At 54.1% G+C, this 23,437-nt stretch carries 25 protein-coding genes, 1 tRNA gene and 3 pseudogenes; 13 read left to right on the forward strand and 16 right to left on the reverse strand.

Going from position 1 to position 23,437, the window contains the following annotated elements; all coding sequences use genetic code 11:
- Nucleotides 1–27: 27 nt before the first annotated feature.
- Both ACQ86N_RS37395 and ACQ86N_RS37400 read left to right on the forward strand, forming a co-directional pair.
- Nucleotides 28–864 carry a T9SS type A sorting domain-containing protein gene (locus ACQ86N_RS37395; protein ID WP_431211471.1) on the forward strand — a complete coding sequence of 279 codons (837 nt, stop codon included), beginning with the start codon at nt 28–30 and terminating at the stop codon, nt 862–864.
- Between the two features lie 514 nt (nt 865–1,378).
- On the forward strand, nt 1,379–2,563 hold the full coding sequence (locus tag ACQ86N_RS37400) for a hypothetical protein (protein WP_431211472.1): 1,185 nt from the start codon (nt 1,379–1,381) through the stop codon (nt 2,561–2,563).
- Between the two features lie 78 nt (nt 2,564–2,641).
- On the opposite strand, the gene ACQ86N_RS37405 is transcribed toward ACQ86N_RS37400, so the two are convergent.
- The 5 genes and pseudogenes from ACQ86N_RS37405 to atpG all read right to left on the reverse strand — a co-directional run bounded on the left by ACQ86N_RS37405 (nt 2,642) and on the right by atpG (nt 8,076).
- Entirely contained in the window at nt 2,642–3,139 is a 498-nt protein-coding gene (locus ACQ86N_RS37405) for a PaaI family thioesterase (protein WP_431211473.1), read from the reverse strand.
- Between the two features lie 114 nt (nt 3,140–3,253).
- The gene (locus ACQ86N_RS37410) at nt 3,254–4,774 is read right to left on the reverse strand and encodes a C1 family peptidase (RefSeq protein ID WP_431211474.1); all 1,521 of its coding nucleotides are present in this window, start codon (nt 4,772–4,774) and stop codon (nt 3,254–3,256) included.
- A gap of 172 nt (nt 4,775–4,946) precedes the next feature.
- A pseudogene (lysA, locus tag ACQ86N_RS37415) lies at nt 4,947–6,156 on the reverse strand (diaminopimelate decarboxylase).
- 16 nt (nt 6,157–6,172) lie between these two features.
- Nucleotides 6,173–7,122: pseudogene (gene scpB, locus ACQ86N_RS37420) on the reverse strand (SMC-Scp complex subunit ScpB).
- A gap of 72 nt (nt 7,123–7,194) precedes the next feature.
- A complete protein-coding gene (gene atpG / locus ACQ86N_RS37425; RefSeq protein WP_431211475.1) occupies nt 7,195–8,076 on the reverse strand; it encodes an ATP synthase F1 subunit gamma in 882 nt (293 codons plus the stop codon).
- 505 nt (nt 8,077–8,581) lie between these two features.
- Here atpG and ACQ86N_RS37430 point away from each other — a divergent pair.
- The 4 genes from ACQ86N_RS37430 (at nt 8,582) to ACQ86N_RS37445 (ending at nt 9,741) form a co-directional block, all read left to right on the forward strand.
- The gene (locus tag ACQ86N_RS37430) at nt 8,582–8,914 is read left to right on the forward strand and encodes a 5'/3'-nucleotidase SurE (protein ID WP_431217750.1); all 333 of its coding nucleotides are present in this window, start codon (nt 8,582–8,584) and stop codon (nt 8,912–8,914) included.
- On the forward strand, nt 8,832–9,278 hold the full coding sequence (gene surE / locus ACQ86N_RS37435) for a 5'/3'-nucleotidase SurE (protein ID WP_431217751.1): 447 nt from the start codon (nt 8,832–8,834) through the stop codon (nt 9,276–9,278). The genes ACQ86N_RS37430 and surE overlap by 83 nt, the downstream gene beginning before the upstream one ends.
- Nucleotides 9,266–9,571: a hypothetical protein gene (locus ACQ86N_RS37440; protein ID WP_431211476.1), complete on the forward strand. Its 306-nt coding sequence runs from the start codon at nt 9,266–9,268 to the stop codon at nt 9,569–9,571. The genes surE and ACQ86N_RS37440 overlap by 13 nt, the downstream gene beginning before the upstream one ends.
- A gap of 99 nt (nt 9,572–9,670) precedes the next feature.
- Nucleotides 9,671–9,741 (forward strand) — tRNA-Gln (locus ACQ86N_RS37445).
- 168 nt (nt 9,742–9,909) lie between these two features.
- Here the strand turns inward: ACQ86N_RS37445 and ACQ86N_RS37450 are convergent.
- Both ACQ86N_RS37450 and ACQ86N_RS37455 read right to left on the reverse strand, forming a co-directional pair.
- Nucleotides 9,910–10,161 (reverse strand): helix-turn-helix domain-containing protein, encoded by a 252-nt coding sequence (locus ACQ86N_RS37450; protein ID WP_431211477.1) that lies wholly within the window; start codon nt 10,159–10,161, stop codon nt 9,910–9,912.
- Nucleotides 10,130–10,810, reverse strand: a complete 681-nt coding sequence (locus ACQ86N_RS37455) for an AraC family ligand binding domain-containing protein (RefSeq protein ID WP_431211478.1) — start codon at nt 10,808–10,810, stop codon at nt 10,130–10,132. The genes ACQ86N_RS37450 and ACQ86N_RS37455 overlap by 32 nt, the downstream gene beginning before the upstream one ends.
- Before the next feature lie 136 nt (nt 10,811–10,946).
- On the opposite strand from ACQ86N_RS37455, the gene ACQ86N_RS37460 reads away from it, so the two are divergent.
- Nucleotides 10,947–11,363: a response regulator gene (locus tag ACQ86N_RS37460; RefSeq protein WP_431211479.1), complete on the forward strand. Its 417-nt coding sequence runs from the start codon at nt 10,947–10,949 to the stop codon at nt 11,361–11,363.
- A 142-nt stretch (nt 11,364–11,505) separates the two neighbouring features.
- On the opposite strand, the gene ACQ86N_RS37465 is transcribed toward ACQ86N_RS37460, so the two are convergent.
- Together ACQ86N_RS37465 and ACQ86N_RS37470 are read right to left on the reverse strand one after the other, a co-directional pair.
- Nucleotides 11,506–12,630 (reverse strand): T9SS type A sorting domain-containing protein, encoded by a 1,125-nt coding sequence (locus tag ACQ86N_RS37465; protein WP_431211480.1) that lies wholly within the window; start codon nt 12,628–12,630, stop codon nt 11,506–11,508.
- A 245-nt stretch (nt 12,631–12,875) separates the two neighbouring features.
- Complete coding sequence (locus ACQ86N_RS37470) at nt 12,876–13,433, reverse strand: carboxypeptidase-like regulatory domain-containing protein (protein ID WP_431211481.1); 558 nt, start codon at nt 13,431–13,433, stop codon at nt 12,876–12,878.
- A 76-nt stretch (nt 13,434–13,509) separates the two neighbouring features.
- Here ACQ86N_RS37470 and ACQ86N_RS37475 point away from each other — a divergent pair, with 76 nt between their 5' ends.
- From ACQ86N_RS37475 to ACQ86N_RS37485, 3 genes are all read left to right on the forward strand, one after another.
- Nucleotides 13,510–14,253, forward strand: coding sequence for a hypothetical protein (locus ACQ86N_RS37475; protein WP_431211482.1), 744 nt, complete (start codon nt 13,510–13,512; stop codon nt 14,251–14,253).
- Between the two features lie 35 nt (nt 14,254–14,288).
- A complete protein-coding gene (locus ACQ86N_RS37480) occupies nt 14,289–15,089 on the forward strand; it encodes a choice-of-anchor J domain-containing protein (protein ID WP_431211483.1) in 801 nt (266 codons plus the stop codon).
- 227 nt (nt 15,090–15,316) lie between these two features.
- Nucleotides 15,317–16,837: a T9SS type A sorting domain-containing protein gene (locus tag ACQ86N_RS37485; RefSeq protein WP_431211484.1), complete on the forward strand. Its 1,521-nt coding sequence runs from the start codon at nt 15,317–15,319 to the stop codon at nt 16,835–16,837.
- On the opposite strand, the gene ACQ86N_RS37490 is transcribed toward ACQ86N_RS37485, so the two are convergent.
- The 6 genes from ACQ86N_RS37490 to ACQ86N_RS37515 all read right to left on the reverse strand — a co-directional run bounded on the left by ACQ86N_RS37490 (nt 16,823) and on the right by ACQ86N_RS37515 (nt 21,025).
- Nucleotides 16,823–18,190, reverse strand: a complete 1,368-nt coding sequence (locus tag ACQ86N_RS37490; RefSeq protein WP_431217752.1) for an FAD-dependent monooxygenase — start codon at nt 18,188–18,190, stop codon at nt 16,823–16,825. The genes ACQ86N_RS37485 and ACQ86N_RS37490 overlap by 15 nt on opposite strands.
- On the reverse strand, nt 18,114–18,326 hold the full coding sequence (locus ACQ86N_RS37495) for an NAD(P)-binding protein (RefSeq protein WP_431211485.1): 213 nt from the start codon (nt 18,324–18,326) through the stop codon (nt 18,114–18,116). Before ACQ86N_RS37495 ends, ACQ86N_RS37490 begins: the two co-directional genes overlap by 77 nt.
- 28 nt (nt 18,327–18,354) lie before the next feature.
- Nucleotides 18,355–18,906: a helix-turn-helix domain-containing protein gene (locus ACQ86N_RS37500; RefSeq protein WP_431211486.1), complete on the reverse strand. Its 552-nt coding sequence runs from the start codon at nt 18,904–18,906 to the stop codon at nt 18,355–18,357.
- On the reverse strand, nt 18,807–19,172 hold the full coding sequence (locus ACQ86N_RS37505) for a DUF6597 domain-containing transcriptional factor (RefSeq protein ID WP_431211487.1): 366 nt from the start codon (nt 19,170–19,172) through the stop codon (nt 18,807–18,809). Before ACQ86N_RS37505 ends, ACQ86N_RS37500 begins: the two co-directional genes overlap by 100 nt.
- A 15-nt stretch (nt 19,173–19,187) precedes the next feature.
- On the reverse strand, nt 19,188–19,940 hold the full coding sequence (locus ACQ86N_RS37510; RefSeq protein WP_431211488.1) for a hypothetical protein: 753 nt from the start codon (nt 19,938–19,940) through the stop codon (nt 19,188–19,190).
- 62 nt (nt 19,941–20,002) lie between these two features.
- Nucleotides 20,003–21,025, reverse strand: a complete 1,023-nt coding sequence (locus tag ACQ86N_RS37515; RefSeq protein ID WP_431211489.1) for a hypothetical protein — start codon at nt 21,023–21,025, stop codon at nt 20,003–20,005.
- A gap of 203 nt (nt 21,026–21,228) precedes the next feature.
- Here ACQ86N_RS37515 and ACQ86N_RS37520 point away from each other — a divergent pair, with 203 nt between their 5' ends.
- Nucleotides 21,229–22,380: a hypothetical protein gene (locus ACQ86N_RS37520; protein ID WP_431211490.1), complete on the forward strand. Its 1,152-nt coding sequence runs from the start codon at nt 21,229–21,231 to the stop codon at nt 22,378–22,380.
- Here ACQ86N_RS37520 and ACQ86N_RS37525 read toward each other — a convergent pair.
- Entirely contained in the window at nt 22,377–22,604 is a 228-nt protein-coding gene (locus ACQ86N_RS37525; RefSeq protein WP_431211491.1) for a hypothetical protein, read from the reverse strand. The two genes, ACQ86N_RS37520 and ACQ86N_RS37525, sit on opposite strands and share 4 nt — an antisense overlap.
- Nucleotides 22,605–22,694: 90 nt before the next feature.
- Here ACQ86N_RS37525 and ACQ86N_RS37530 point away from each other — a divergent pair.
- A pseudogene (locus tag ACQ86N_RS37530) lies at nt 22,695–22,865 on the forward strand (histidine kinase dimerization/phospho-acceptor domain-containing protein); the annotation flags it as partial.
- 53 nt (nt 22,866–22,918) lie between these two features.
- Nucleotides 22,919–23,359, forward strand: a complete 441-nt coding sequence (locus ACQ86N_RS37535) for a sensor histidine kinase (protein ID WP_431211492.1) — start codon at nt 22,919–22,921, stop codon at nt 23,357–23,359.
- Nucleotides 23,360–23,437 lie beyond the last annotated feature (78 nt).

The raw sequence follows: 23,437 nt of genomic DNA on the forward strand, positions 1-23,437 counted from the left end.
GGTTGTTTTGCTACATTGCCCGGCACCGTGACCAGGAATGTGAGTGTGCCGGTGGGACTGACGGCCAGCCCGAGTGATATCATCAGCTGTTTCACGCCGGTGATCGATCTGCAGGGTGGTTCGACGACTCCGGGCGCGACCTTTGCGTGGTCCGGGCCGGGCGGATATACAGCGAATACGGTGGACGCCGAGACCGATGTGCCGGGCAACTATACGCTGACTGTCACGAATCCGGCCAACGGATGTACGGCTTCGACGGCGACGGTCGTACTGGCGGACACTGCGACTCCCGCAAATGTAACGGCGTCGAATAACGGTCCGCTGAATTGTATCAATACAAGTGTGACGATCAGCAGTAGTACGACTACGCCGGGAGTGGATTTTACCTGGGTTACGCCGGGCAATACGTTTATCGCCGGGGCTACGGCGGTTGTGACGGTACCGGGAACGTATACGATCCAGGTGACGAATAATGGAAATGGTTGTTTTTCGCAGGCGATAACTACGGTGGTACAGAATACGACTGGGTGCCCGGGTACGACGGCTGTGGCGGAGTTGGTGAATGGCAGGTCGATAGCGGGGTTTGCTGTTGACTCGTTGACGGGGTTTGCATATAAGACCTATCCTAATCCTGCCTCGACAACGGCGTTTATCGAATTTGCTTCACCGGTGGGTTGTTTTGTGACTGTGGGGATATACAACACTAGTGGCGGGTTGGAGAGGCTGCTGTTTAGTAGTACTGCTGTCGCAGGTCAGACGTATAAGTTGGCCCTGGGTGTTGCGGGACTTTCTGCGGGGACGCATTTCTGTGTAATAAGAAATGGAGGGAGGTTGTATTCTTCCAAGTTGATATTGGTTAAATAGTTGGATGGTGGATGCCCGGCCGGCCGTTCCGGCCGGGCTTTTTTGCGCTGGTTGGCTGCTGGTGTGTTGAACTAGATGTAAACGATTATTTTTCGGTCGTAAGAGTAAGATAAGTCAAACCAATATCTACCAGTGACGGGTAAGTGTTTAATTAATACGTCAAACGTTCTGAATCCGTGGCGATTTTTTGTAGGTTTATTCCCCGAAAACCAACAATCTGTTCCCATGAAAAGCATTCTACTTCTCTTTATCCTGAGCATTGTGTTTGTGTCTGCAAGCTGGTCTCAGGCCCCTATCTCCCCGGTGCTTGCAAAAATATGCACCGGTACGAACGTCAGTTTCTCGGTGACTGCTACCGGAGGAACCATTACCTATCAAGTGGCAGGAAAGCACAGACGGCGGTATTACCTGGAACAATCTTGCCGAGAATACGAGCGCGGGTGTCAATCCGGCCAATGGCATCTATACCGGGACGACCGGTCCGGCTCTGACGATAACCCGGGCTCCTTCGACGATGAATGGCAACAAGTATCGCAGTAATGTTTCCGTCAATGGCGCCAGTGCGGTTGCTTCCAATATTGCCGTTCTCAATGTGGGTCCCGACGTCAATCTGGACGCGACCACTACGACCAATTGTCCGGCGACGAGCAATACGATCAATACCGCGGGTACGGCCGGTGTTAGTTATCAATGGCAGGTAAGCACGAATTCCGGCACCGGCTGGACCAATGTGGTTGCCGGCGCGGACCCGAGTGGTGTGAGTTATACCATCAACACCGGTTCGCTGGTGATCTCCGCGCTGACCAATGCGATTGACGGATACCAATACCGTTATATTGCCAATGACGGGGCGGGGTGTGTCGTTACGAGTGCGGCGACGACGCAGAAAGTGCCGGCGCTGGCGGCTTTTGGGCTGCCGGGGGCGGGAACGATAACGGCCAATGTAGGCGACGCGGTGAATATTCCCGTTACTGTTACGGCAGGGACGGCTCCCTTCACGTACCAGTGGCAGGTGGCGGTAGGCGCCGGGGCCTACAGTAATATTCTTAACAGCAATGCCTCGTATACCGGGCCGACGACCGGCACGCTGGGGATCCCGAGCGTAACTTCGGCTACGTATAACAATAAATACAGGGTCATTATAAAGAACGCCGGCGGATGTACTTCGGCCAGTGCTTCGTTTGCGCAGGTAGGGCTGCCGGTGACGCTGCCGGTGACAATCACTTCGTTCACGGCTGAGAGACTTGGCGGCACGGGCAACAGGATGGGCGGAACTGCAGTGCGGTTGTCGTGGACGGTGGATGCGGCGAATGTTCCGCAGAGTTTTGGGGTAGAGCGGGCGATGGGTGGTGGATTCTCTGAGGTTGGCAGTGTAAAAGGGCAATCGGGGAAGGCTGAGTATGGTTTTGTGGACGCGGGGGTGAGTGGTGCGGGGGGCAGCGGTGCGGGGGTTGAATACCGGTTGAGGGTTTCAGGCTCCGGCGGACTTTCTCTTTTCAGCACGGTAGTCCGGTTATCCGGGGATGTGGCTGGCCGGCGTTTCGGTCTGCGACCTTCTTTTACTGCGTCGGGATCTACAAGCCTTTATACGGTGTTGGATAAGAATGAAACGATACAGATGACTATGACGGATATTCTCGGCCGCGTGTTGTTGAGAGAGATGGTAAAGGTGGGACGGGGGAAAGTTATACGCCGGTGAATGTGTCCCGGCTTGGTAAAGGGATATATTATTTGCGCATTAGCAGTGTGGATGGTATTTCGGAGGTATTGCCTTTTGTCAGGGACTAGGCGTTTTTGCCTTGAACGACCAGGTGATGAAAAATTCGGCGACGATCTCGCCGTTAGAGTTAGTGCCGACGGACCGCGCTTTGACCTGTCTTGCCTCGCCGGACGCGATACTGGCAGCAATCGCCTCTCTGATCGCGGGTCCATCGACACAGACGAAGACCGTTCGGCCGGTCGCCTTTTTGTGAAAGTTGGCCGAGAGGCCGACGACAAGCATCGACACCGGCGGCTTTCTTTTGTAGACGGCGGCCATGGCGAGGATACCTGTGCTCATCTCCGCGGCCATACTCAGACAGGCGAAATAGGTCGAACGGAAAGGGTTGCGGGTAAACCATTTGAATGGCACGCTGACGGAACAGCCGACGTCATCGGCCTCGTCGATTCGGAGCCCGGCGAAAAAGGCGCTGGGCAGCCGACTCAGCAGATAGAGACGAAAACGAACGGGGTTTCGCAGGAGCCGTAAAAAGCCCGGATGGTGTTGCGCTGTCATGGATTGGGTCACTGTTTACTGATCTCGACGATAGTAGCGACGACGGCATTGCTGCCGGGGTCGCCTTCCACGGTGAACTGCATATTGCCCTTTGCTGAGCTTTTGAATTTGACATTATGCACGGAGCTGGTCGCCGAGTGCCGCATTCAGCCGGCTCGCATAGTCCTGTCCGGGGTTCTGGGAGATCTTATTATTGATAGAATACCAGTTCAGCGGGGTCTTACTCACGACCACGGCCATCTCGTCGCGCGTACCGACGGAGTCGGGCATCATGCTCTTGTCTTTCGGGAAAAGCCGGTAGCCGGTAATGCCGCAGAAGGGCGAGTATTTTGTTTTGGAAGGGTTGTCAGGCCTTGGATAGGGGAACAGGGTATAGCTGGTACCATCCGTTTCCTTCCCAAAGACATAGACATAACAGTCGGTAGTGTTGCGGACTTCCATCTTAAATCGCGTGCCCATTTTTACGGGAGATATGGTCTCAAAGACGTCCCCGTTCTTTACCTGCAGGGGAATATAATTGTCGGTGAGGGTTTTCTTGCCTTCATAGTGTACCTGCATCAGGCCGATCTCACAGGAGAAGGGAGCGTTAGCAGCAGCACCAGTCCTTGCCATGGGCTCGAGACCATAGGCTTCCCTTACAAAAAATTTGAAATCGGGATAGCGCACCCAGGCAAACCCGTTGTTGCCCCATTTAGGGCCCCAGCTGTTCATGATGAGGAAGGCCCCTCCGTATTTACGGTCGTCGTAACCCACAACGCACTGCGCGTGGCCTCCAAATCCGATCATCTGCCGGTCTTCGTCGGTAGGACTCCAGAGGTCCTGCCCAAACATCGGCTGCATATAGCTGCCGCCGACCATCATCCCGATGACCACGGGCGCGCCCTGGGAGAGGTTCTCGCGGATCGCCCGCAGGTCGATGACGTTGTTGCGGTCGCCGGGCGTCAGCCGCACGAAGCCCCGCATCTTGTTCTGACGCGCCATCTCCAGCAGCTGCTGGTCGGGCTGGCGCGCGCAGTCCTTGTCATCATAAGGAAAGTCGTTATAGGGGACCGAACCACTCTGGGTCATGAACTCCATCGCCCGCTCGATATAGGAGCCCTCGCAGCCTTCCAGACCAATCTGGTTGTACAGGAAGGAGGGGCTGTATCTCAGGGCATTGGGGTCCTGTCCGCTACGGACTGCCTCGGCGATAGTGCGGGCGCCATAGGCGCTGCTCCATGCCACGCAGCTTCCCTGATGACCCTGGTCGCCAACGGACGGCGCGTACTTTTGTAGATTGACGGCTTCCGGAAGGGGGTTCTTTGTCGAGTCGTCGGAGAGAGACTCATAGATGTTCGCTTTTTCGAATTGTTTGGGATCGAGGTACCCGCCCGTGGTTAGGCCCTGGGCCACCTGGTGAACGATTCCCGCTCCGCAGCCGCTGCGGCCGAAGAGAAAATAGCCGCCTGCGAGGATAATCAGGAGGACGATCAGACCGCGGCCGCGGAACAGGCCGAGGAGAAGCATGAGGATGCCGAATATGCCGCCGCCGCCACCTCCGCCGCCGGAAAAACCCCCGCCTCCACTACCACCCGATTCATCACCATTGCTGTTACTGTCGTCATTGGGGTCGTCGACCATTCGGATGGGTGGCATAGGAGAATTTTTGGTTCCCCTAAAATAAGGAAAATTCCCGGCGGATCATGCCGCGGTCCTGGTCGGGTTCCCGGACTCGCGGTTCACGGAGGACCGTGGTTCACGGGGTCATGGGTTTACCCTGATGGGAACCCGCCTCGCGGTTCACATGGTGCAAGTGAGGGGTGTCGGCCTACAGTTCTATCTGATTGCGGAGAAGGTCCTGAAAAACGTCGCGGCGACGGACCAACCGGGCCTGCCCGTCTTTGACCAGTACTTCCGCGGGTTTATAACGGGAGTTGAAATTGGAGGACATTTCGAAGCCGTAGGCACCGGCGTTGTAAAAAACGAGGTAGTCGCCTTCGCGGACCTCGTTGATGGTCCGGTCCCAGGCGAATGTGTCGGTCTCGCAGATATTGCCGACGACGGAATAGCGCCTGGGCGCGCCATTGGGGTTGCTGATGTTCTCGATGCGGTGGTAGGCGTCGTAGAACATGGGGCGGATGAGATGATTGAACCCGCTGTCGACGCTGACAAAGGTTGCGGCATCGGTTTCCTTTATGACGTTGACCTTGGTGATGAAGTAGCCACACTCGCTGACCAGGAATTTGCCGGGCTCGAACCACACCTGCAGCGGGCGACCGCCGGGATTGGGGTGGTTGGCGAAGGCCTCGTTGACCTTTTGCGCCAGCAGCTGGATATCGGTCTCAGAATCTCCATCTTTATAGGGGACCTTGAACCCGCCGCCCAGATCGATAAATTTCAGGTCGGAAAATTTCGGGATCAGGTCGAACAGGATCCCGATACCCTTCACAAAGACGTCCACATCCTTGATCTCACTGCCCGTATGTATATGGAGGTCGGCAATGTTGAGGTTATATTTCTCCACCAGCGCCAGCACCCTATCGGCCTGGTCGACGGGAATGCCGAATTTGCTTTTGTCGTGACCGGTGGAGATCTTGAGATTGCCGCCCGCCATTATATTGGGCCGGAGGCGGATGCCTACCGGGTAGCTGTGACCGAATTTTTGCCCGAATTTCTCCAGATTGGAAAGGCTGTCGATATTGATGATGATGCCAAGGCTTACTGCCTCTTCTATCTCGTCAAAGCCGATGCCGTTGGACGTGTAGAGGATGCGTTCGGGGGAAGCCGGCGTGCAGCGCCAGCCGGGCTTCATTGATGCTGCTGCAGTCGACGTTGGCGCCGAGGCTGCAAACGTATTTTAAGACATTGATATTGGTGAGGGCCTTGCAGGCGTAGAAGAAGAGCGTATTGCTGTTCCTAAAAGCGGTCGTCAGCTTAGTATATTGTTCCTTGATCTTCTCAGCGTGATAGACGTAAAGGGGAGTTCCGAATTCTTTGCCGAGCTCTGAGAGGTATTGCTGCGATAGTTGTTCTGACATGATTGGTTGCCTGGGTTTAGTGTTCGTCGGTTACGTCTGAGGCGGGGTCGTGGGGAGGCTGCTCGCCGGAATCATCGCTGTAGTCTTCTTCGCCTTTTGAGTTGGTTTCGTCGGCGCCGGACCCGGATCCGGCTGTGCCGGCCTCTTCTTCGATTTCTTCATCGGCCTCTTCGTCACTTTCCGAAGGGTTGCCTTCAGAATCGTTGCCATGGAATTCGGAGCCTGTTTCCAGCTCGGTCGCGACTGCGGCAGCATCCGTATCCGGCGTCTCATCGGATTCTTCGGAGCCTGCCCCTTCCAGTAGTTCGCCCTGCTCGGACACTACGAGCGGCACGCCTTCCCCGCCGCCGGCGGTGGTGCCTTCTTCGGGAAGCGTTTCGCCCGGGCTGTGGGTAATGATGGTGGGTTCGACAATAGTATCGGCAAAGACTTCCTTGAGTTTGGGCAGGTCGGCCGCGGTGTTGATCCCGAAGTAGTCCATAAATGTCTTGGACGTAGAATAGACCAGGGGCTTGCCCGGCATATCTTCGTTGCGGCCGGTGATGACGATCAGCTCTTTTTCAAGTAGCTTCTGTATGGAATAGTCGCTGCTGACGCCGCGGATGGCTTCGATCTCGCCCTTGGTGATGGGCTGTTTGTAAGCGATGATCGACAGGGTCTCCAGCGCCGCGGAAGAAAGCCTTTTCAGGAATTTCTCGCCGTTGAGCTGGGCGACGGTCTTGTGATAGTCTTTTTTGTTAGGAACTGCCATCCCCCGCCGCTTTCGCGCACTTCGAATGGATAGAATTCGGAAGCATATTTCTCAACGATGCCGTCGAGAGATGTTTGGATCTGTTCGAGGGTGAGCTTCTCCTCCATAAAACCAAAAGCGTTGTTGATCAGCTCCGTGATCTCCATGGAGGTCAGGGGTTTTTCGCTGGCAAAGATCAGCGCTTCGATGTGGGGGATTATGTTTCCGATTTCCATATGTAAAGTTTTGCGGGCGAGCTCTCCTGAGACGACAGTGTCCGTCCCCGTGGCTAAGGTCTCCGCCCGTTGTTAGCCCTGCAGTGCGGCGGCGCCACTGACGATCTCCGTGAGCTCGGTAGTGATTGCGGCCTGACGTGCACGGTTGTAGGAAAGACGCAGGGACTTGAGCAGCTCGTTGGCATTGTCGCTGGCCTTGTCCATCGCGGTCATACGGGCGCCGTGCTCGGAGGCGTTGGCGTCCAGTACCGCCTTATACAGCTGGGTGTTGAGTATCTTGGGCATCAGTTCGGCCACCAGCTCTTCCTTGCTGGGTTCGAAGATAAAGTCGACGTTGGAGGTACCCTGCTTCTTCTCGACTTTGGGGATGGGGAGGAAACGTTCGACAACGAAAGACTGGGTGGCGGCGTTTCTGAACTGGCTGTAGACGATCTCAACGGCGTCGAATTCCTTATTTTCGAAGGCTTTGACGGCGGCCTGCGCGCAAGCCTGTACGTTTTCGAAGGTCAGGCTCAGGAAGATATCCTTATAGGTTTCGGTAACTTTGAAGTTGTTCTTCTGGAAATGCTCGAAGCCTTTCTTACCGATCGACCAGATCGTGACGTTGCCTTTTGCGTTCTGTGAAGCATATTTATCGCGGATGGTAGCCTTGGCGAGCTTGATCAGGTTGGCATTGTAAGCGCCGGCCAGACCGCGGTCACTGGTAATAACGACGAGAAGTACCTTTTCGACCGGTCTTTCGGCGGCGAGGTCCATGCCTATCTCTCCTTCGGAGTTGCTGACGATATTGCTGAGCAGTTCCTGGAGTTTCTGGGCATAGGGGCGCATTTGGATAATTGCATCCTGGGCGCGGCGAAGTTTGGCTGCGCTGACCATCTTCATGGCCTTGGTGATCTGCTGGGAGTTTTGGATGGATTTGATCCGGTTGCGTACCTCTTTAAGTTGTCCTGCCATAGACTTGAGTCTTGTTTAAAATGGGGGCAAAAGTACTGCAAAGCAGGGATAATTCCAACCGCGGAAAGCGGCAATTTCCCTTCACCCGCCTGGTTATTCCGGCTCTGACGCGGCAAATTCCAAATAAATACAGATTTTTGTAGAACAACTATGGAAAAAAAGAACTTGTCTAACGAACGCAAAACCAGGCAGTCCGCTGCTGGTAAGAAAACGACTTCCGGCAGAACTGCACTGACACGCAAACCCGGTAAGACCGGCGCCACCGGAATTTTAAAAACCACCGACACCGATACGACACAGCGACCGGTTCGAAGCGGGAAGACCGGGCCCACAGGGATTATCCGGCAGGAGACGGGTAAAAGCCCGGAACCCACCAATGGTATCCCCCCGCTGTAACCTCGAAGACGCCATTAGCGTCTAAAAAGGCGGTAAGCGGCTGCCGACAATCCTCATTACCAATGACGACGGCATCAGCGCTCCGGGGATCCGCAATCTGGTGGAAGCGGTGAAGGGACTGGGCAAGATCGTCGTGGTTGCCCCGGACAAGCCCCAGTCGGGTATGGGACACGCGATCACAATAGGTAATCCACTGAGACTTAACCCCATGCACCATCTCTTCGAAGGGGTGGAAGCCTGGCAGTGCAGCGGTACACCGGTGGATTGCGTCAAGCTGGCCGTGGACAAGGTATTGCGCCGTAAACCCGATCTCTGTCTCAAGTGGGATCAACCACGGCGCGAATCATTCGATCAACGTCATCTATTCCGGGACCATGTCCGCGGCGGTGGAAGCGGCCATAGAAAGCATTCCGTCCATTGGTTTTTCGTTGCTGGACTATAGTGTAGAAGCGGACTTCAGCGCAGCCCGGAAATACGTGCGGATCATCGTGGAGGAGGTACTCTCCCGCCCTATGGATAAACACTTGATTCTCAACGTTAATTTCCCGGCCGTCCCCGAGAATTTGATCAAGGGCATCAAGGTGGCCCGTCAGGCTTACGCCAAGTACGAGGAGGATTTCGTCGAGCGCAACGATCCCAACTCTAAAAAATATTACTGGTTGACCGGTAAATTCGTAAATTTTGATCGCGGCAGGGATACGGACGTCTGGGCCCTCGAACACAATTACGTAAGTGTAGTGCCCGTACAATTTGACATGACGAATTACGTTCTAAAAAGCAAACTCGAAAAAACGTGGAAATCGTGATATTCAAAAAAGACAACCTCCGCCTGGGCCTGGTCCTGGGGTTGGTCGCGCCGATCATAAGCCTTGTCGTCTATTATTTCGTCAAGTTCTACCCCACTTTTTCGATAAAAGACTTTTTCGATTTCCTGCGGACGAACAAGTCGCAGATCACTGCGGTGTCGGTGCCCTGTCTGGTGCTTAATATTGCCTTGTTCACTTATTATATCAATTCCCATAAGGATAGTACGGCGAAGGGCATTTTTGCCGCGACGCTGATCTATGCGATTCTCGCGTTGCTTTTTAAGTTCATTTGAGTTTCGAAGGGGACTTTGCGGCTGTAGTTTTTGCAAATTCTTTTGGAACATCTTGGATCAGACCGTATTTTTGCACTCCTTTTTAGATAAAGGACGGATTGGCCTATAGTATAATGGTAGTACGACAGATTTTGGTTCTGTTTGTCTTGGTTCGAATCCAGGTAGGCCAACAAGTGACCGCTCAGCCTCGCTGAGCGGTTTGTTTTTGTCCTGTTTTCATCGTTTGCCTTCCCGAAACAAAGGTCCCAGGAAAACTCACGAAGCGATATCTCCGGAAGTATGGTGTCGCTGCAAAACGGCTTCAATAAGTTTGGCGGATTATTGCAATTAAATGCCTTTTAGTCGTCTTTCTGTCGCTTCCTTCGGTAGTTTGCCCGGAACTCTAAAGGGGTCTCGCAGGTCGCCTTCTTGAAAACACGGCTGAAATAAGAATTATCCGCGTAGCCGAGGTCGAGGGATATCTGAACGATGTTCATGTTCGTGTGGATGAGCATTCGTTTGGCCTCCAGTACGACGCGGTCTGTAATGACAGTTGACGTTGTCTTATTCAGGATGACCTTACAAATCAAATTCAGGTTCTTTTCGCTCATAAACATATCCTTCGCATAGTTCGCAGGTGATTTCATGTCCTTGAAATTGTTGTCGATCAGCACGTTTAACCGCCGAATATGAGCCGAGCTGCAGCTCGCGATGTTTATTTATTCTCTTGTCCGGCAAATACACGCGGGCGAGGTCTATGTAAAGTACGTTGAGCATAGAACCTATCTTTTGGAAATGCATGAGGAATTTGCTCTTATACTCTTCTACGATCGACCGGAATTGAAGGGTCAACATAACTTCTTGTTCCTTCCCGAGTTTTATCAATGGCGTATTTTGACTACTTCCAAAGAAGGGAAAATGTTCCATTCTTTCGTAAGTAAAATTCAGATCGTAGAACTCCTTCTTATGGAAAATAATATAGCCGTCTATATCTTCCGACACCTTCCAGTAATGCACCTGACCGGGTGACAATAGGAAAATGTATCCCGGCTGGATGTCGAATGTTTGAAAATCCACCTCGTGTATTCCATTACCCCGCGTGAATAGTACACTCAAGTAAAAGCCATGCCGATGGGGCGCCAGAACCATGTGTTCATGTTGTATAAGATGCTCGGCAAAGGTATTGGCATAAAAATCACTCTCTGAACCCAGGTATTTGAAATCCGCAATATCATATATCGGCATCTTTCCAGGAGGCATGTATTAAAGGTAGAGAAATTGTTCGATTTGTCCTATACGACGGGTATTCTATGGTATCGTTCCGTCCAGCAAGGAAATAACTTTGTGTCAAGAGGCGATAGTTCGCCTCATCAACCCGAGGATTAAATCAACACCGATGCATAGAAATCTGGAAGCTCTCATTATCGACGACGATCCATTTGCACTGGCTATGACGAAAAAGACCGTCAGCGATCGAATTCCCAGAAAACAGATCCGGATTTTTTCATCCCCCAAATTCGCTCTCCAATACCTCCTGACGGAGAACGATGTACAGGATAAGAAAATAGGTAGGCACGGTATTATCCTTACTGACCTGGAAATGCCGGATATGGATGGATTTGAATTCCTTGATGAATTCAACCGGCTTCAAAAGGCGATCAGAGAGAAATATGTAATATTCGTATTATCATCAGCAAACGAAATTTCTAAAATCCAACGTCTGTATGAAAAGCCAAGTTTTGAAGGCTTGCTCCCTAAACCCCTGACTGTAGAAAAACTTGACTTCCTGTTGAAGCAAATTGGCGCCCGATGAAGACCCAATCCTCCCCTATGAAACGTCCAGTATCCTATAAAGAGCTCCAAAAGAGCTCTTTATCATTAGAACAGATTGTCCACCGCCGTTACTGCATACGCTGGAAGATCTGATAACCGGCAGAACCGGCGACCATGGCGCGTCACTTGATCAACAACACCTTGCCGGCGCTCCATTTGTTATCGTCGGTAAAATATTGGATCAGGTAGGTGCCGGAGGGATAGCGGCTTAGATCGACTTGCAGGGATTGACCTTTGGAAGAGACGTTTAGTTTTTCCAGGAATTTGCCGGTGAAATCCGCGACGAATAATTCTTTTATTTTTTCCGTGGACTTGATGTTGATGATGCCTGACGATGGGTTGGGATAGACAACCAGTTTTGCCGTGTTATTGTTAGAAATGATGGGAGCTTCGACCCTTTCGTTGTCGGTGCAGGGCAGCATGAAGATCATTTCCGAGATGACGCGCTGTAAAAGATCGTTCAGCAGCTCGACCTTAAAATTGTCGGTTGTCGGCTTGATATGTTTGTCGCCTACACCGCTATCATCGGTGAGGAAAACGTAGCTGCCGTTGGTCGCCAGTGCGATCGACCGCATCAGGTACTCCGTAGACTTGTCGATTCCGCTGCACACTACCGGCACAATGCGGATACCCATCGACGCGGCCCGGATCAGCAATAGTCTCATTCTATCCTTTGCCTCGTCGTGCGGCGGCGCATCGAGGATCAGAAAGAGAATCTTTGCCCTTGCCCCCGCATCCCAGTGCAGGCTGTCGAGCGCCGTTGTCAGTGCGTCATCCACCGCCTCGGGGTAGTCGCCCCCGCCGCCGGCGGATTGCTTCCTGATGAACTGGGTCAGGGCCGGCAGGTCCTTTCGAAACCCCATATGACGGGTCAAATATTCGTCACTTTTGTCCCGGTAAAAGACGGCTCCGAGATAAAGGTCGACGCCCTTATTTTTATCGGACAATCCGCCGATGACGTCCTGCAACTCCTCCTGCAGATATTGGATCTCGTCACCCATGCTGCCGGTGGCGTCCACGACAAAGGCGATCTCCGCGACGTTGGAATGGTCGCAATCGGTTCGTAGTGAGATATAGTTAATGCCGTTGGCAAACATAACGGGATTGCGGACGGTCTCCGTTCCGCATACGATCCGGTAAGAATCCTGACGGTCGGCCGTCCCATCAAAATTCGCCCATAGTTCGGCCTTGCCGGTATTATCAGTAACGGCACGCCAGGCGGTGTCCTTTGTATTCCCGCTGATCAAAAAGACTTTGACGCCGGCGATCCCCTTGTGACCGTCGTTTTGTACCTGAACGCAATAACGCTGGGAGGGTGAGATGCCCCAGTGTTGGCTCCATTTTTTGAATTCGTCTTTGGTGTAGCCTTCCCACAGCGTCCATTTTTTAAAATCGCTGAGCTCGCCGGCTGTGAGGACTTTTGGATGACCTGGTTTTCCGGCGTCGCGTGTCCCGTTGCCAGTGGTATCGGAGGTGATAAGAAGCCCCCGACTCAGGGAGGAAGGTATTCCCCGGGGGAAGACGACCCATATAGAGAAGCCGCTCCTTTTGACCGATAGGATGCGGTTCCACGGATTGAGATCGTTTTGCTTGCGCCGACACTGAGTCCCGGAGCCCGCCCTTCGAGGGCTGTCAGGGGAACGGTAGGGCTGGCTGTGACCATTACGTCTTTCAACGCCGAAGTTGCCATGGCAAGTCTCACCGAAATGTATATCGCACTGTCCGCTGTGCTTATCGCGAGTTCCTTTCTTTCATACCCGACGGCTGAGAAAACTAAAGAAACGGGAAGTGTTGGCACAGTGAGGGTAAAGACACCGTTGGAGTTGGTCATAGTAGTTGTTTTGCCGCCTTTTACCGCAACGGTAACGTAGGACATGGCTGAATCGATCTCGTTCTTTACTATTCCCCTGATAGATATGGTTTGGGAGAATGCAATCGCGGGGAAAGCCAGGAACATTATGCAGAGAAATCTCATAAACGGAATTTCCCATAGGATGACGGGAAACCGATAATTACACACAAAAAAAGAAATTGTGTAGTTTTCGTACATTTACCTTCCAATCCTCTGAAAAGCATCTCCCGCTAATTTCCTACCGTCCAATTACTCCACATCAACCTTTTGGACAATGAAGCCACTGAACTTTATCCTTTGGCTCGCGTGGGCTATGCTGCCCTTCGCCGTACACAGCCAGGATACGCTGACTGCTATCGATCTGAATCAAAATTTGGGCAATGGCTGGCCGCCGGTACCGACTGTCGGCAACGAGCCTTATTTCCACTGGTATGGTACCGGCAACCAGATCAACGACACCTATTTGAACCGCGGCACCGGGATGGTGGTCGGCGCAACCCTTGCAGGCGGATTCGTCGGCAGCGGGTTTACGGACCACTCGCTGGCGGAGGCCATTGCCAACAACCGTTACTACGAATTTTCCACAACTCCGGCGTATGGTGTCATTACCATCATGGCGCTGGACTGTTACCTCTACCGTTCGACCAACGGTCCTGTCTGGTATCAATGGATGATCAGTTCCGACGACTTTACCACAACAAGTGTCCCGCTGGGCGACAGCGTGCTGTTTACCGGCTTCGACTCGGCCGGTATTCAACAGCCGGAGATCAACACCCGCCTTACTTCCGGATTCCAGTATCTGGCAAGCGGCAAATATTATCGCCTGTATGCCTGGGGCGGCAGCGACACTGCGGGTGTCTTTGGCTTTGGGAGGCCGCCGCATTCGTCCAGCATAACCACGCTGGGAAGGGGCGCCGATCATTACCAGAGTTATGCTGTCGGCGCCAGTTGGGGCTGGAGTGTGCCCGGCTTTTTACGACGCAGGGGAATCCCAGTCCCGCGCAGCAAATCGGGATAGGTTTTAGTGGTATTACCGACACCATCACCATGACCATGTCTCAATATTTCGAGTTCTCAAGGGACAGCGTAAACTGGACCCATGAGTTGAAATTTGACCCTTATAGGGCCAGCTCGCCAGTACTCCTCTGGGTCCGGGCGACGGCCTCGGCACCGCCGAGTGATATTACCGGCAACATGGGGCTTTCCACGCCCGGACAGCTATCAGTAGGCGGTTCCGGTCAGCCGACCGCCCTCTATGCCACGGTCTATCCGGCCGATCGTCATATTCTCTGGTCGACCAATTTCAATGACTGCGCCGCCTACACGACGGCCCCTCCCGGCGAAGGTTTTACCGCCTACAATATTTCGGGCGACGCCAGCATCTGGTCCTGCTCTCCTTATGGCCGCGACCCCGCGCAGATCACCGGTGAGCGCCCCGGACACGGACCCGGTATCGATATTTCCCCTGGGGGGAACTATCCGGTGCCCCCGACCTATATCCCGGACGAAGACTGGCTGGTCTCTCCACGATTTGACCTCAGCGCTACCCATAACCCGGTGCTCAATTTCTGGAGCCGCGCCGGACAGTATACCTACTGGCCCCTGCAGTTGAAGGTATCCACCGACTACACAGGCAGCGGCGATCCGCGGACGGCCCACTGGACCAATATCAACGGTCATTTTCCGGATACCCTGACGGATATCTGGACTGAGTCTTCGAATATCGACCTGTCCGCATACCGCCAAAACGGTGTTTATTTCGCCTACGTCTTCAAGGCACCCGGCACGGGGGCACCGGCTGGAGCATCGACGACTTTATCCTTTTCGACCTCGACAATCCCCTGCCAACCCTGAACGTCTCTTCCAATAGTCTCGAACTCGGATATGCCGCAGCGGGGAATACCGTCAATAAAAAGCTAACAATCACGACCACCCATCTCCCCGGCAGTGCTACTGTCACGAGCCCCGGCAGCGATTTCCAGGTTTCGACGGACAGCGTCAATTTCGGTACTACCGCAGCGGTCAGCGGTGACACGACCGAGTATCTTTATGTCCGATTCGCGCCTTCTTCCAACAATGTCATGTATGCCGACTCCCTGAAGGTCGTAGCACCGGATACTACGGCAACGATCAGCCTGAAAGGCAATAGTCTTCCCCCGGCCTCCACGATGAGTATTGTCAGCTGGAACCTCGACTATTTCGGTTCGCCCGAATGGGGAGCCGGGCCGATCGACAAATCTTCACAAACGGCAGCCATCGGTGCTATTCTTCCATCCCTGCACGCCGATGTTTACGCGCTCCAGGAAGTGGTGAACGAATCCTCGCTGCAGGCAATCGTCGCCAGTATGCCAGGTTATGCGTATTCGATCAGTACCTACGGCTCGCATTCAAACCCTTCCGATCCGACACCCGCAACACTGGATACCGTACAGAAACTGGCCTTCGTCTACGATACTGTCAAGGTGAAAAACATCCAGCTCAACTCCCTGCTGACAACAGGTACCCGTCTTCCGGCGGATGTTGCGACCCGGTATTATTCCGACTGGACCAATGGGCGTTACCCCTATATGCTGACGGCCAGTGTAACACTGGATAACCGCAATGGCGATACGATCGTGAGGAAGATCCGATTTATCAACATCCATGCGACGGTCGGCAACCAGCTAACTGCGTACAACAGCCGCTGGCGGGGCGCTTTTGCGCTGGATTCGCTGATACAGTCCAACTATAAAAACGACAACGTGATCGTTCTCGGCGACTACAACGACGACCTGAATCGTTCGGTCACGTCCGGCAAGGATACAAGCTCGTATATGCCCTTTATCCGGGATTCGCAGCTCTATCAGTTTCCGACCCGGACACTGGATCTGCAGAACGAAAATTCCGAGATAAATAAAACCGGCGTTCTCGAGAACATGCTCCTGAACAATTCCACCGCCGCCTGGTATCTTCCATTCTCTGCCACGGTGCTGTCTGAAGTGTCATCCGGCAACTCCTCCTTTGGTTCCACCGTGACGTCCCATTATCCCGTCGTCACCCAGCTGAGCTTTGCGCCTCCCATCGTCCCGCTGCCCGTAACTCTGCTGAACTTTAACGCCGTCAAACACGGCACCGGGGCCAAGGTTTCGTGGACAACGACGCAGGAAACAAACAGCGACCATTTCGACGTCCAGCGCAGCGGCGACAACCGGAACTTCACCACGATCGCCACGGTTGCCGCGCAGGGCAACAGACAAACGGCTACCGACTATCGTTGTACCGATGTTTCCCCGCTGATGGGCGACAACTATTACAGGCTAAGGCCGGTAGACAAGGACGGCCATTCCACCTTGTCAAAAACCGTGCTCCTCGATTTCAACAGCATGACTGTTCGTCTCAGCCCCAACCCGGCTCATGGCACGGTCAATCTCTTTTTCGGAAAGACCAGCGAGCCATTATTCATTCAGATCGTTGACGGCAGCGGACAGGTGGTCAGCCAGTTCCGAAGTACGGGTGGGACTACCAGCTACCTTATTGACGTCAGCCAATATCCGAAGGGCGTCTATGTGGTGAAGGTGACGGGCGCTGCTACGACGGTTACACAGAAATTACTGGTTCAATAACCAGCGGCCTGCGGCCTCGCGGAGGCCATCCAAATCGGCCTCGCCGGCGCAGGCGACCCGGGCGACCATGCCGTCGGGGCGGATAAGCAGGGCGGTGAGGCCCAGTTGGTCTTTGGCGCGGGCGGAGATATATCTGAGTTGCCCCGCAAATGCCCGGAGGGAGGGGTTGCCGCAAAAATCAAGCAGGATGCCCTGGCCGTCGTGCATCAGCTGGCCCAGGCGCGTACCGTCTTCGAATTCGAAGTCCGGTGCGCTGCGGCCGATCAGCGGGTGGTCGCCGCCGAGGTCGTAACGGGTAAAGATACCCCATACCCTGCCAGCAAACCAGGTTGCGCCGTCGCGGGTATTTATAAGGTCGCGGACGATGGCGTTCAGGGCTCGGGAGTCGGGATCGGGCCGCATGATCGCCACCTGAGCGCGCGACCAGTCCAGCACCTGTTCGCCGATGGGGTGGCGTTCGGTATAGTAGCTGTCCAGTAAGCCCCCGGGCGCTGTATTGTGGATGGTCGCGGCGAGTTTCCAGCCGAGGTTCATGGCGTCGCCGAGTCCGAGGTTGAGACCCTGACCGCCGAGTGGCGAGTGAATATGCGCGGCGTCGCCCGCCAACAGCACCCGTCCGTTGCGATACGACGTGGCCTGGCGCGCCCGGTCGGTCCAGGTGGTTGCAATATGCAGGGCGGTAATAGTGACATCGGTGTCGGAGACGCGCCGCAGTACTTCCTGTACGTGTTCGGGCGTGATTGGTTGTCCAGAATCGTGAAAAGCTCCGCCGTCAAAATCCTGTATCGCCAGATAGCCTGGCTGGGACTGGAGGTACATGCCTCTGGGTGTCAGGTTTCGGCCGGGGCGCAGTTTCCCGGGGTCAGCAAGGTCGGCCTTTATCGAATAGCCGGTGAATTCCGGCTCGGTGCCGGCGAATTCAAAGCCGCCGGATTTGCGGACGACACTGCGGCTGCCGTCGCAGCCCACGAGAAATTTGCTTTGAAAAGTCTGGCCAGTTGAATGAACGGCTATATGGTCTTCGGCTTGTTCAAAACCGGTGACAGCAACGCCCCGCGTGATCTCTACACTGAGGGATACCGCGCGACGGGTCAGCACCGTCTCAAGTTCCTCCATTTCGGAGATGAGGCTATTGCCGCCAGGGCCTGGAAGGCGATGGTCCCATTGTGAAGTGTCGATATCGCCTTCATGAAACGGGATACCGGCAAAGTGGCCCACCTGACGACGGGGCCCCTGTATAGCATTTTGGTGAGGACTTTTAATACGTTTGTGGATATCAAGCTGATCGAGCAGCCCACGGCGGTAGAGTGCGTCGATGGTAGGGGCTGAGAGTCCACGGATCCCAAACGGAATTTGTTTGAGGGGAGTGGGGGTGTTCTGCCCTTTCCAGTATCAGGACCGAGCACCTGGCGAGAGCGAGTTCGCAGGCGAGGAAGAGGCCGACGGGTCCGGCTCCGGAAATAATTACGTCGTGGTTGTTTGTTTTCATGGACGCAAAATTCCAGAAAGCTTTCGTGTTAGGCTTGTACAAACGCGACAAAATCGCCACTCAGGGCCTGACGTCCTTTTTTGGATTTACGGGCAAATGCCGCCGGCGTGGTGCCGCCGTACTTTTTGAATTCCCTGCTCAGGTGGGACTGATCGGTATAACCAAGCTCGTGTGCGAGGCCGGCTATATTGGTATCCGGATGGTTCCACAGCTGGTTGCGTACCTGTTCGAAGCGCATCAGGGCGGATACGTCTTTAACGGTATGGCCCGAGGAGGATTTGAAATTCCTCTCTAGCGTACGAACGGTCGCGTGGGCCGCCGCGGCGATTTGGCTTACGGGCATCGAACCGTGGGCTTTCCGCATGGCTACCCCCGCCCTGAAGAGCATACTGTCCATGGCGATCCGCGACCGGGCGTTCAGGAAATATTGTTTTGCCCGGGCCAGCGCTTCGTCGACGTTGCCGGCGCGGATCAGTTCGCTCAGCGCAGGCTGGAGCGCGGCGATCGGGTGTTCAAATATGTGTACGCTTTTTTCCCTGGCTGCAGGCCGAGCAGATCGAATACGGTCCAGGGAAAGCATCGGATGGCGATGATCTCGAGACGGTTCTTTGTATAGAAATGAACGGGCTGGTTGAGGAGACCTACCATGAACGGTGATGGCAATGGCTGGAGGCCCCCGTCGTATGAGATACTGCATCCGCTGCCGAAGTGAAAGATGATCTCCGCGTAGCCGTCGGGCATTACCTCGAATCCCGAAACTAGTTCACCAACGTCTCTGCTATCGTACCAGAAGCATTTTATAGTGTCCTGCAATTCTTCCGGTGGTTCGATTTCCCGATGCAGCATTATGAAGGTTGTCGATCAGAATTTAATTTCCAGCTTCTTCGAAACCAATTTATCGTCCTTATAGTATTCGAAAATCCACTCGCCATCTTTCTTAAACACGACTCCATTGAACCCTCCGGCTCCGGCGATATAGTAGTCCGGTGCGGAAGTCTTCAGAAGGGTCAAAACTTTCTTCGGAGTAGTATCGATCAGCTGGTATCCGTTGGGCGTGACCTGGGCGTATAGCGTGCCTGTTATTTCCGCAACGGGCGCCGTCGCGGGAGCGGGTGCGGGTGCAGGTGCGGAAGCCACCGGTGCGGCAACCGCGGGTGCAGCGGCCGTCTGCTGAGCCGTAAGGGTGCTGTCATATTTGTACGGCACGTCGCTCAGCGAAGCAAAAGCATTTTTTAGGGCCTCGTCGTATGCTGCCAGAAATTCCTTTTCCCGGCTCTTGCCTTCTTTGCTTTTGAAGACGATATTTCCCTGGCAGTCTTTTAGCAACAAAGTAAGATTGGTAACAAACAAGCCCTTTTTCTGAACGACTTCGGCCTTGAGCGCATTGCATCGGTTGGTGGCCACGGCAGGCGGCATGGCGTCGTTACCCATAAATGTGGTGAATCCCTTTTGTTCCAGCAGCAATTTGGCCGTGGTATTCAGACCGTACTGGTTGTCTTCCTTTGAGAAATCGAACCGTTCGGGCACCAGTACATACTTGTAGTTGTTGATGGTGTTTTGGGACCAGGCAGTTAGCGTAAGTAGCGTCAGGAGGAGGAGTGCGCATGCTTTCATGAACTAAAAATACTAAAAAACCCCACGCAAAACGTGGGGTTAGTCCGAGAAAGTCAGCCGGGCTATTTGCCTGGGTTAAAGTCGTTCATGACAGGAGTGAGAACGACATTGATATTATTATTGCTCGGATTGCCGTTGCCTGCGGGTTGTTTCAGCGCTATATTGACTTTTGGAACGCCGCTCTGCAGGAAATTGCCCGCTACCATGTTCATACGGGCTTGCTTGAGCGCCCATGCCTTGCTCCTGGACGTCCTTGGCATATTGTTGTAGATGGTGGTCGAGCCTTCGGAACTTGCGGCTCTGTGGTGTACGCGATGGTGGGTCGTTGCCGTGCTGCTCTTAGGCGCAGCTGATGCAACGGTTCCGGAACTGGCGCCAGACGGGGAGGCCGAAGCGCCGGACCCGGATGCGCCGGAAGAAGATGATTTCCGTGCGGCCGCGGCGTGGTGGGAAGAATGGTGCTTCGGGGTCGTACGGGCGGTCGTATTGTCTTCAGCATTGCTGGTCATAGCCTCATTTCCCGAAGAGGAAGAAGACATGGCAGCGCCGGGCTGACCCGAAGACGAATCGCCGTCGTTGACGAATACGTTGACGTTGTTCGACCGATTTTTGATCACCTGGGCCAGGTTATTCAGTGCCTGTTTGCCGCTGGTGGTGACGGTCGTACTGTTCTTTTTGAAGACCTTGTCTTCGTCCAGGCGCACATAGATGGTATTGTCCACCTGCTGTACGTCTTCATTGGCGAGGCCTGCCTGCGACATGGCGCCCTTCAGGTCGTTGCTGACCTGTGACATGGCCGCCTGCTGCTGGCTGAAATAGTTCTGATAATAACCAAGCGATTTTTGCTGGGTCGCGTAGTTGTTGGTGGAACTGTCCAGCGACCGCTGAAGGGAGCTGTTTTTCTCTTCGAGGTCGTGTACATTCCCATTCAGGGAGGTCACTTGCTGGGCCAGCCGGGCGCTATCTCCCTTAGACTGCTGGAGAGCTGCCTGAGATGCTTTATACTTCTTGCTCGATACACATCCGGCCAACAAAACAGCGGCAGTAGCGGTAGTGACTAACACCACATTTAGTCTTGTTTTCATAATCATCATAGTTTTAAATATTTCCTTAAAATTTAATGCCAGGGGCTGGATTTGGGATAGGCAAGGTTATTAACGACTGATTTTCAGCGACGTAGCACATTTGGTCCCGCCATCTATTATCGAAGGCCGTCTGCAAAACATTCCTCACCCTTCTTACACAACTCCGCGAGCCGCGTCTGTACTTACTTTCAGGGAAGCAAAAAATGAAGATTTATCGGCTCCCTCCCATACTGCGGGGCTTGTCTCTGTCGTTTGCTGTTCTTTCTATGCCTCGTCACTGCTCTGATATCCTTTTTGTAAGATGCGCTATCGTCCTCTTCCTGGCCGCAGTGTTTCAAGGCTGCCAGAATCCGGGCCCGCTGCCTCCGGACCATCCGGCCTATTTCGACAGGCTTTTTCGCCAGATGGATAGCATGAGTCTTCCTCCACAGCAGGCTTTCCGGTATGTCGACTCGGTCTATGAGCGCTACCCTACCCCGGGCATCCTCGACCAGATCCGCCGCTATGACTATAAAGGGAATTACTATTATAATACCGCCCATGATCTCGTCAGCGCCGAGCGATATGTCGACAGCGCCCTGATGCTTTTGTCGTCCGAAGCGGCCCGCAACCGGTATCCCCGCGAATACGCCAAATGTCTGATCGATAAGGCGGAGACCTATCAGCACGGAAACAATCTGGAAAGCGCCTTTTTTTATTACCGGAAAGGGCTCGAGGCGATACGGGATCTCGGCGACAGCTGTACGATGGCTGAATACACGCAGCGGGTGGCGATGGCCAGTTACCGGGCCGGGCGCTATGCCGACGCGTGCAATCTTTTTGGTTTGGCTTTCCATCAGTTTGCGGCTTGTCACCCGGACTTCAGGGCTTTTGCCTATGAGCAGTGCAATCTCGACAATATGGGTGAGTGCTATGCCGCCATCAACAAATGGGACAGCGCCGCCTTTTATTTCGACAGCACCCTCTCCTTTATCGGAAAAGAAGCCCGCCCGTTTGTCACCGACTCTTCGCGTCGCATGTATATCGAGACCGCCAAAGCCGTCGCCTTTGGCAATTTGGGCGACTGCGCGCTCCGAAAGGGAGACACGGTCAAGGCCTGGCAACTCTACCGGGCCAGCATTTTCGTCAATATGCGTCCCCTTCATGACTCCGGCAATGCGCTTACTGTCCTGCTCAAGACTGCCCGCCTTCACCTGGACCCAGGGCCGCCTTCAGGACGCACGAATGCAGCTGGATCAGATCCGCACAGCGCTGGACCACCGGTCGGATATCGATCTCGAGCTGGCCTGGCAAAAGCTGCATGCCGAGTGGCTGGGCAAATCCGGGGACTGGTCCGGAGCACTGGGCCTCGTTAAATGCCTGGAATGCCCGTAAGGATTCCCTGCATGCGGGAATTGCCGCGTCCACCATCGATATTCCCCGGGAACTGGTACATCTGGAGGACAAGTATACTATCCAGCTGCTGAAACAGCGTGACCATGTCAAGACCATCTATCTGCTGCTGGCGGTGCTTATCGTCCTCATGCTGGTGGTCATCGCCTTCCTTATCCGCAGGGGTGCACAGAAATCCAACGCGCATATCCGCCAGCTGAACCGGCTCAATAAGGCCCTTCGCAGCGAAAACCGGCAAACGCAGACGGCGATCAATGCGCTGAATGAAGACCAGGCGATGTATCTAAGATCGCTCAAGTCGATCGCGCACGATCTCCGCAATCCCGTTGGGGCGATCTCATCGGCGGTCTCGCTTCTAAATAAACAAACCGACGTCAGCCCTCAAACAAAGACATGGTTGAGTCTGATCGGTCAGTCGGCCGACCAGTCCATGCACCTGGTGGAGGGAATCATGCATCTCGACCTTCCCATCGGGAATATGCAGATGGAAAAATTAGACCTGTGCCGGCTATTGGAGACCTGTGTTTCAACCCTGCAGTTCAAGGCCGGAGAGAAAAACAGGCCATCCGTCTCGATGCGGAGCCGGTCACTCTTCTTGCGGACCACGACAAGCTGTGGCGCGTCATCATCAATCTGCTCGACAACGCCATCAAGTTCAGTCCCGAAGGGGCCGATATCGGGCTTAGCCTCCGGCGGCAGGGGGACAAGGCCGTCATCTCCGTCAGTGACAGGGGCATGGGTATACCAAAAAACATCGAAGGAAAACTGTTTACGGTCGACGACGCCGTCAGGCGGCTGGGGACTGCGGGCGAAAAATCCTTTGGACTCGGCCTCGCGATCGTCGGTCAGATCATCAAGGCCCATGGCGGAACGATCAGTGTAGAGAGCGGGGAACAGAAGGGTACGACTTTCCGAATCGAATTGATGACATCGGCGGCTTAGCGGTGTGACTACTTATAGATATTATCGATCTCCCCGATCAAAACTATCTATAAAGCCGATCGTCAAAACTTCGATATA

Origin of the sequence: Puia sp. P3 (assembly GCF_050632245.1) — a bacterium.
Taxonomy (GTDB): domain Bacteria; phylum Bacteroidota; class Bacteroidia; order Chitinophagales; family Chitinophagaceae; genus Puia.

What these genes read in the sequence shown, in the direction of transcription:
- ACQ86N_RS37400 (WP_431211472.1), top strand. Translation starts at nt 1,379, where the DNA reads ATGAATGGCAACAAGTATCGCAGTAATGTTTCCGTCAATGGCGCCAGT.
- ACQ86N_RS37405 (WP_431211473.1), bottom strand. Translation starts at nt 3,139, where the DNA reads ATGACAGCGCAACACCATCCGGGCTTTTTACGGCTCCTGCGAAACCCC.
- ACQ86N_RS37410 (WP_431211474.1), bottom strand. Translation starts at nt 4,774, where the DNA reads ATGCCACCCATCCGAATGGTCGACGACCCCAATGACGACAGTAACAGC.
- atpG (WP_431211475.1), bottom strand. Translation starts at nt 8,076, where the DNA reads ATGGCAGGACAACTTAAAGAGGTACGCAACCGGATCAAATCCATCCAA.
- ACQ86N_RS37450 (WP_431211477.1), bottom strand. Translation starts at nt 10,161, where the DNA reads ATGAGCGAAAAGAACCTGAATTTGATTTGTAAGGTCATCCTGAATAAG.
- ACQ86N_RS37455 (WP_431211478.1), bottom strand. Translation starts at nt 10,810, where the DNA reads ATGCCTCCTGGAAAGATGCCGATATATGATATTGCGGATTTCAAATAC.
- ACQ86N_RS37460 (WP_431211479.1), top strand. Translation starts at nt 10,947, where the DNA reads ATGCATAGAAATCTGGAAGCTCTCATTATCGACGACGATCCATTTGCA.
- ACQ86N_RS37470 (WP_431211481.1), bottom strand. Translation starts at nt 13,433, where the DNA reads ATGTACGAAAACTACACAATTTCTTTTTTTGTGTGTAATTATCGGTTT.
- ACQ86N_RS37475 (WP_431211482.1), top strand. Translation starts at nt 13,510, where the DNA reads ATGAAGCCACTGAACTTTATCCTTTGGCTCGCGTGGGCTATGCTGCCC.
- ACQ86N_RS37480 (WP_431211483.1), top strand. Translation starts at nt 14,289, where the DNA reads ATGTCTCAATATTTCGAGTTCTCAAGGGACAGCGTAAACTGGACCCAT.
- ACQ86N_RS37485 (WP_431211484.1), top strand. Translation starts at nt 15,317, where the DNA reads ATGTATGCCGACTCCCTGAAGGTCGTAGCACCGGATACTACGGCAACG.
- ACQ86N_RS37495 (WP_431211485.1), bottom strand. Translation starts at nt 18,326, where the DNA reads ATGAAAACAAACAACCACGACGTAATTATTTCCGGAGCCGGACCCGTC.
- ACQ86N_RS37500 (WP_431211486.1), bottom strand. Translation starts at nt 18,906, where the DNA reads ATGCTTTCCCTGGACCGTATTCGATCTGCTCGGCCTGCAGCCAGGGAA.
- ACQ86N_RS37505 (WP_431211487.1), bottom strand. Translation starts at nt 19,172, where the DNA reads ATGCTGCATCGGGAAATCGAACCACCGGAAGAATTGCAGGACACTATA.
- ACQ86N_RS37510 (WP_431211488.1), bottom strand. Translation starts at nt 19,940, where the DNA reads ATGAAAGCATGCGCACTCCTCCTCCTGACGCTACTTACGCTAACTGCC.
- ACQ86N_RS37515 (WP_431211489.1), bottom strand. Translation starts at nt 21,025, where the DNA reads ATGAAAACAAGACTAAATGTGGTGTTAGTCACTACCGCTACTGCCGCT.
- ACQ86N_RS37520 (WP_431211490.1), top strand. Translation starts at nt 21,229, where the DNA reads ATGAAGATTTATCGGCTCCCTCCCATACTGCGGGGCTTGTCTCTGTCG.
- ACQ86N_RS37525 (WP_431211491.1), bottom strand. Translation starts at nt 22,604, where the DNA reads ATGCGCGTTGGATTTCTGTGCACCCCTGCGGATAAGGAAGGCGATGAC.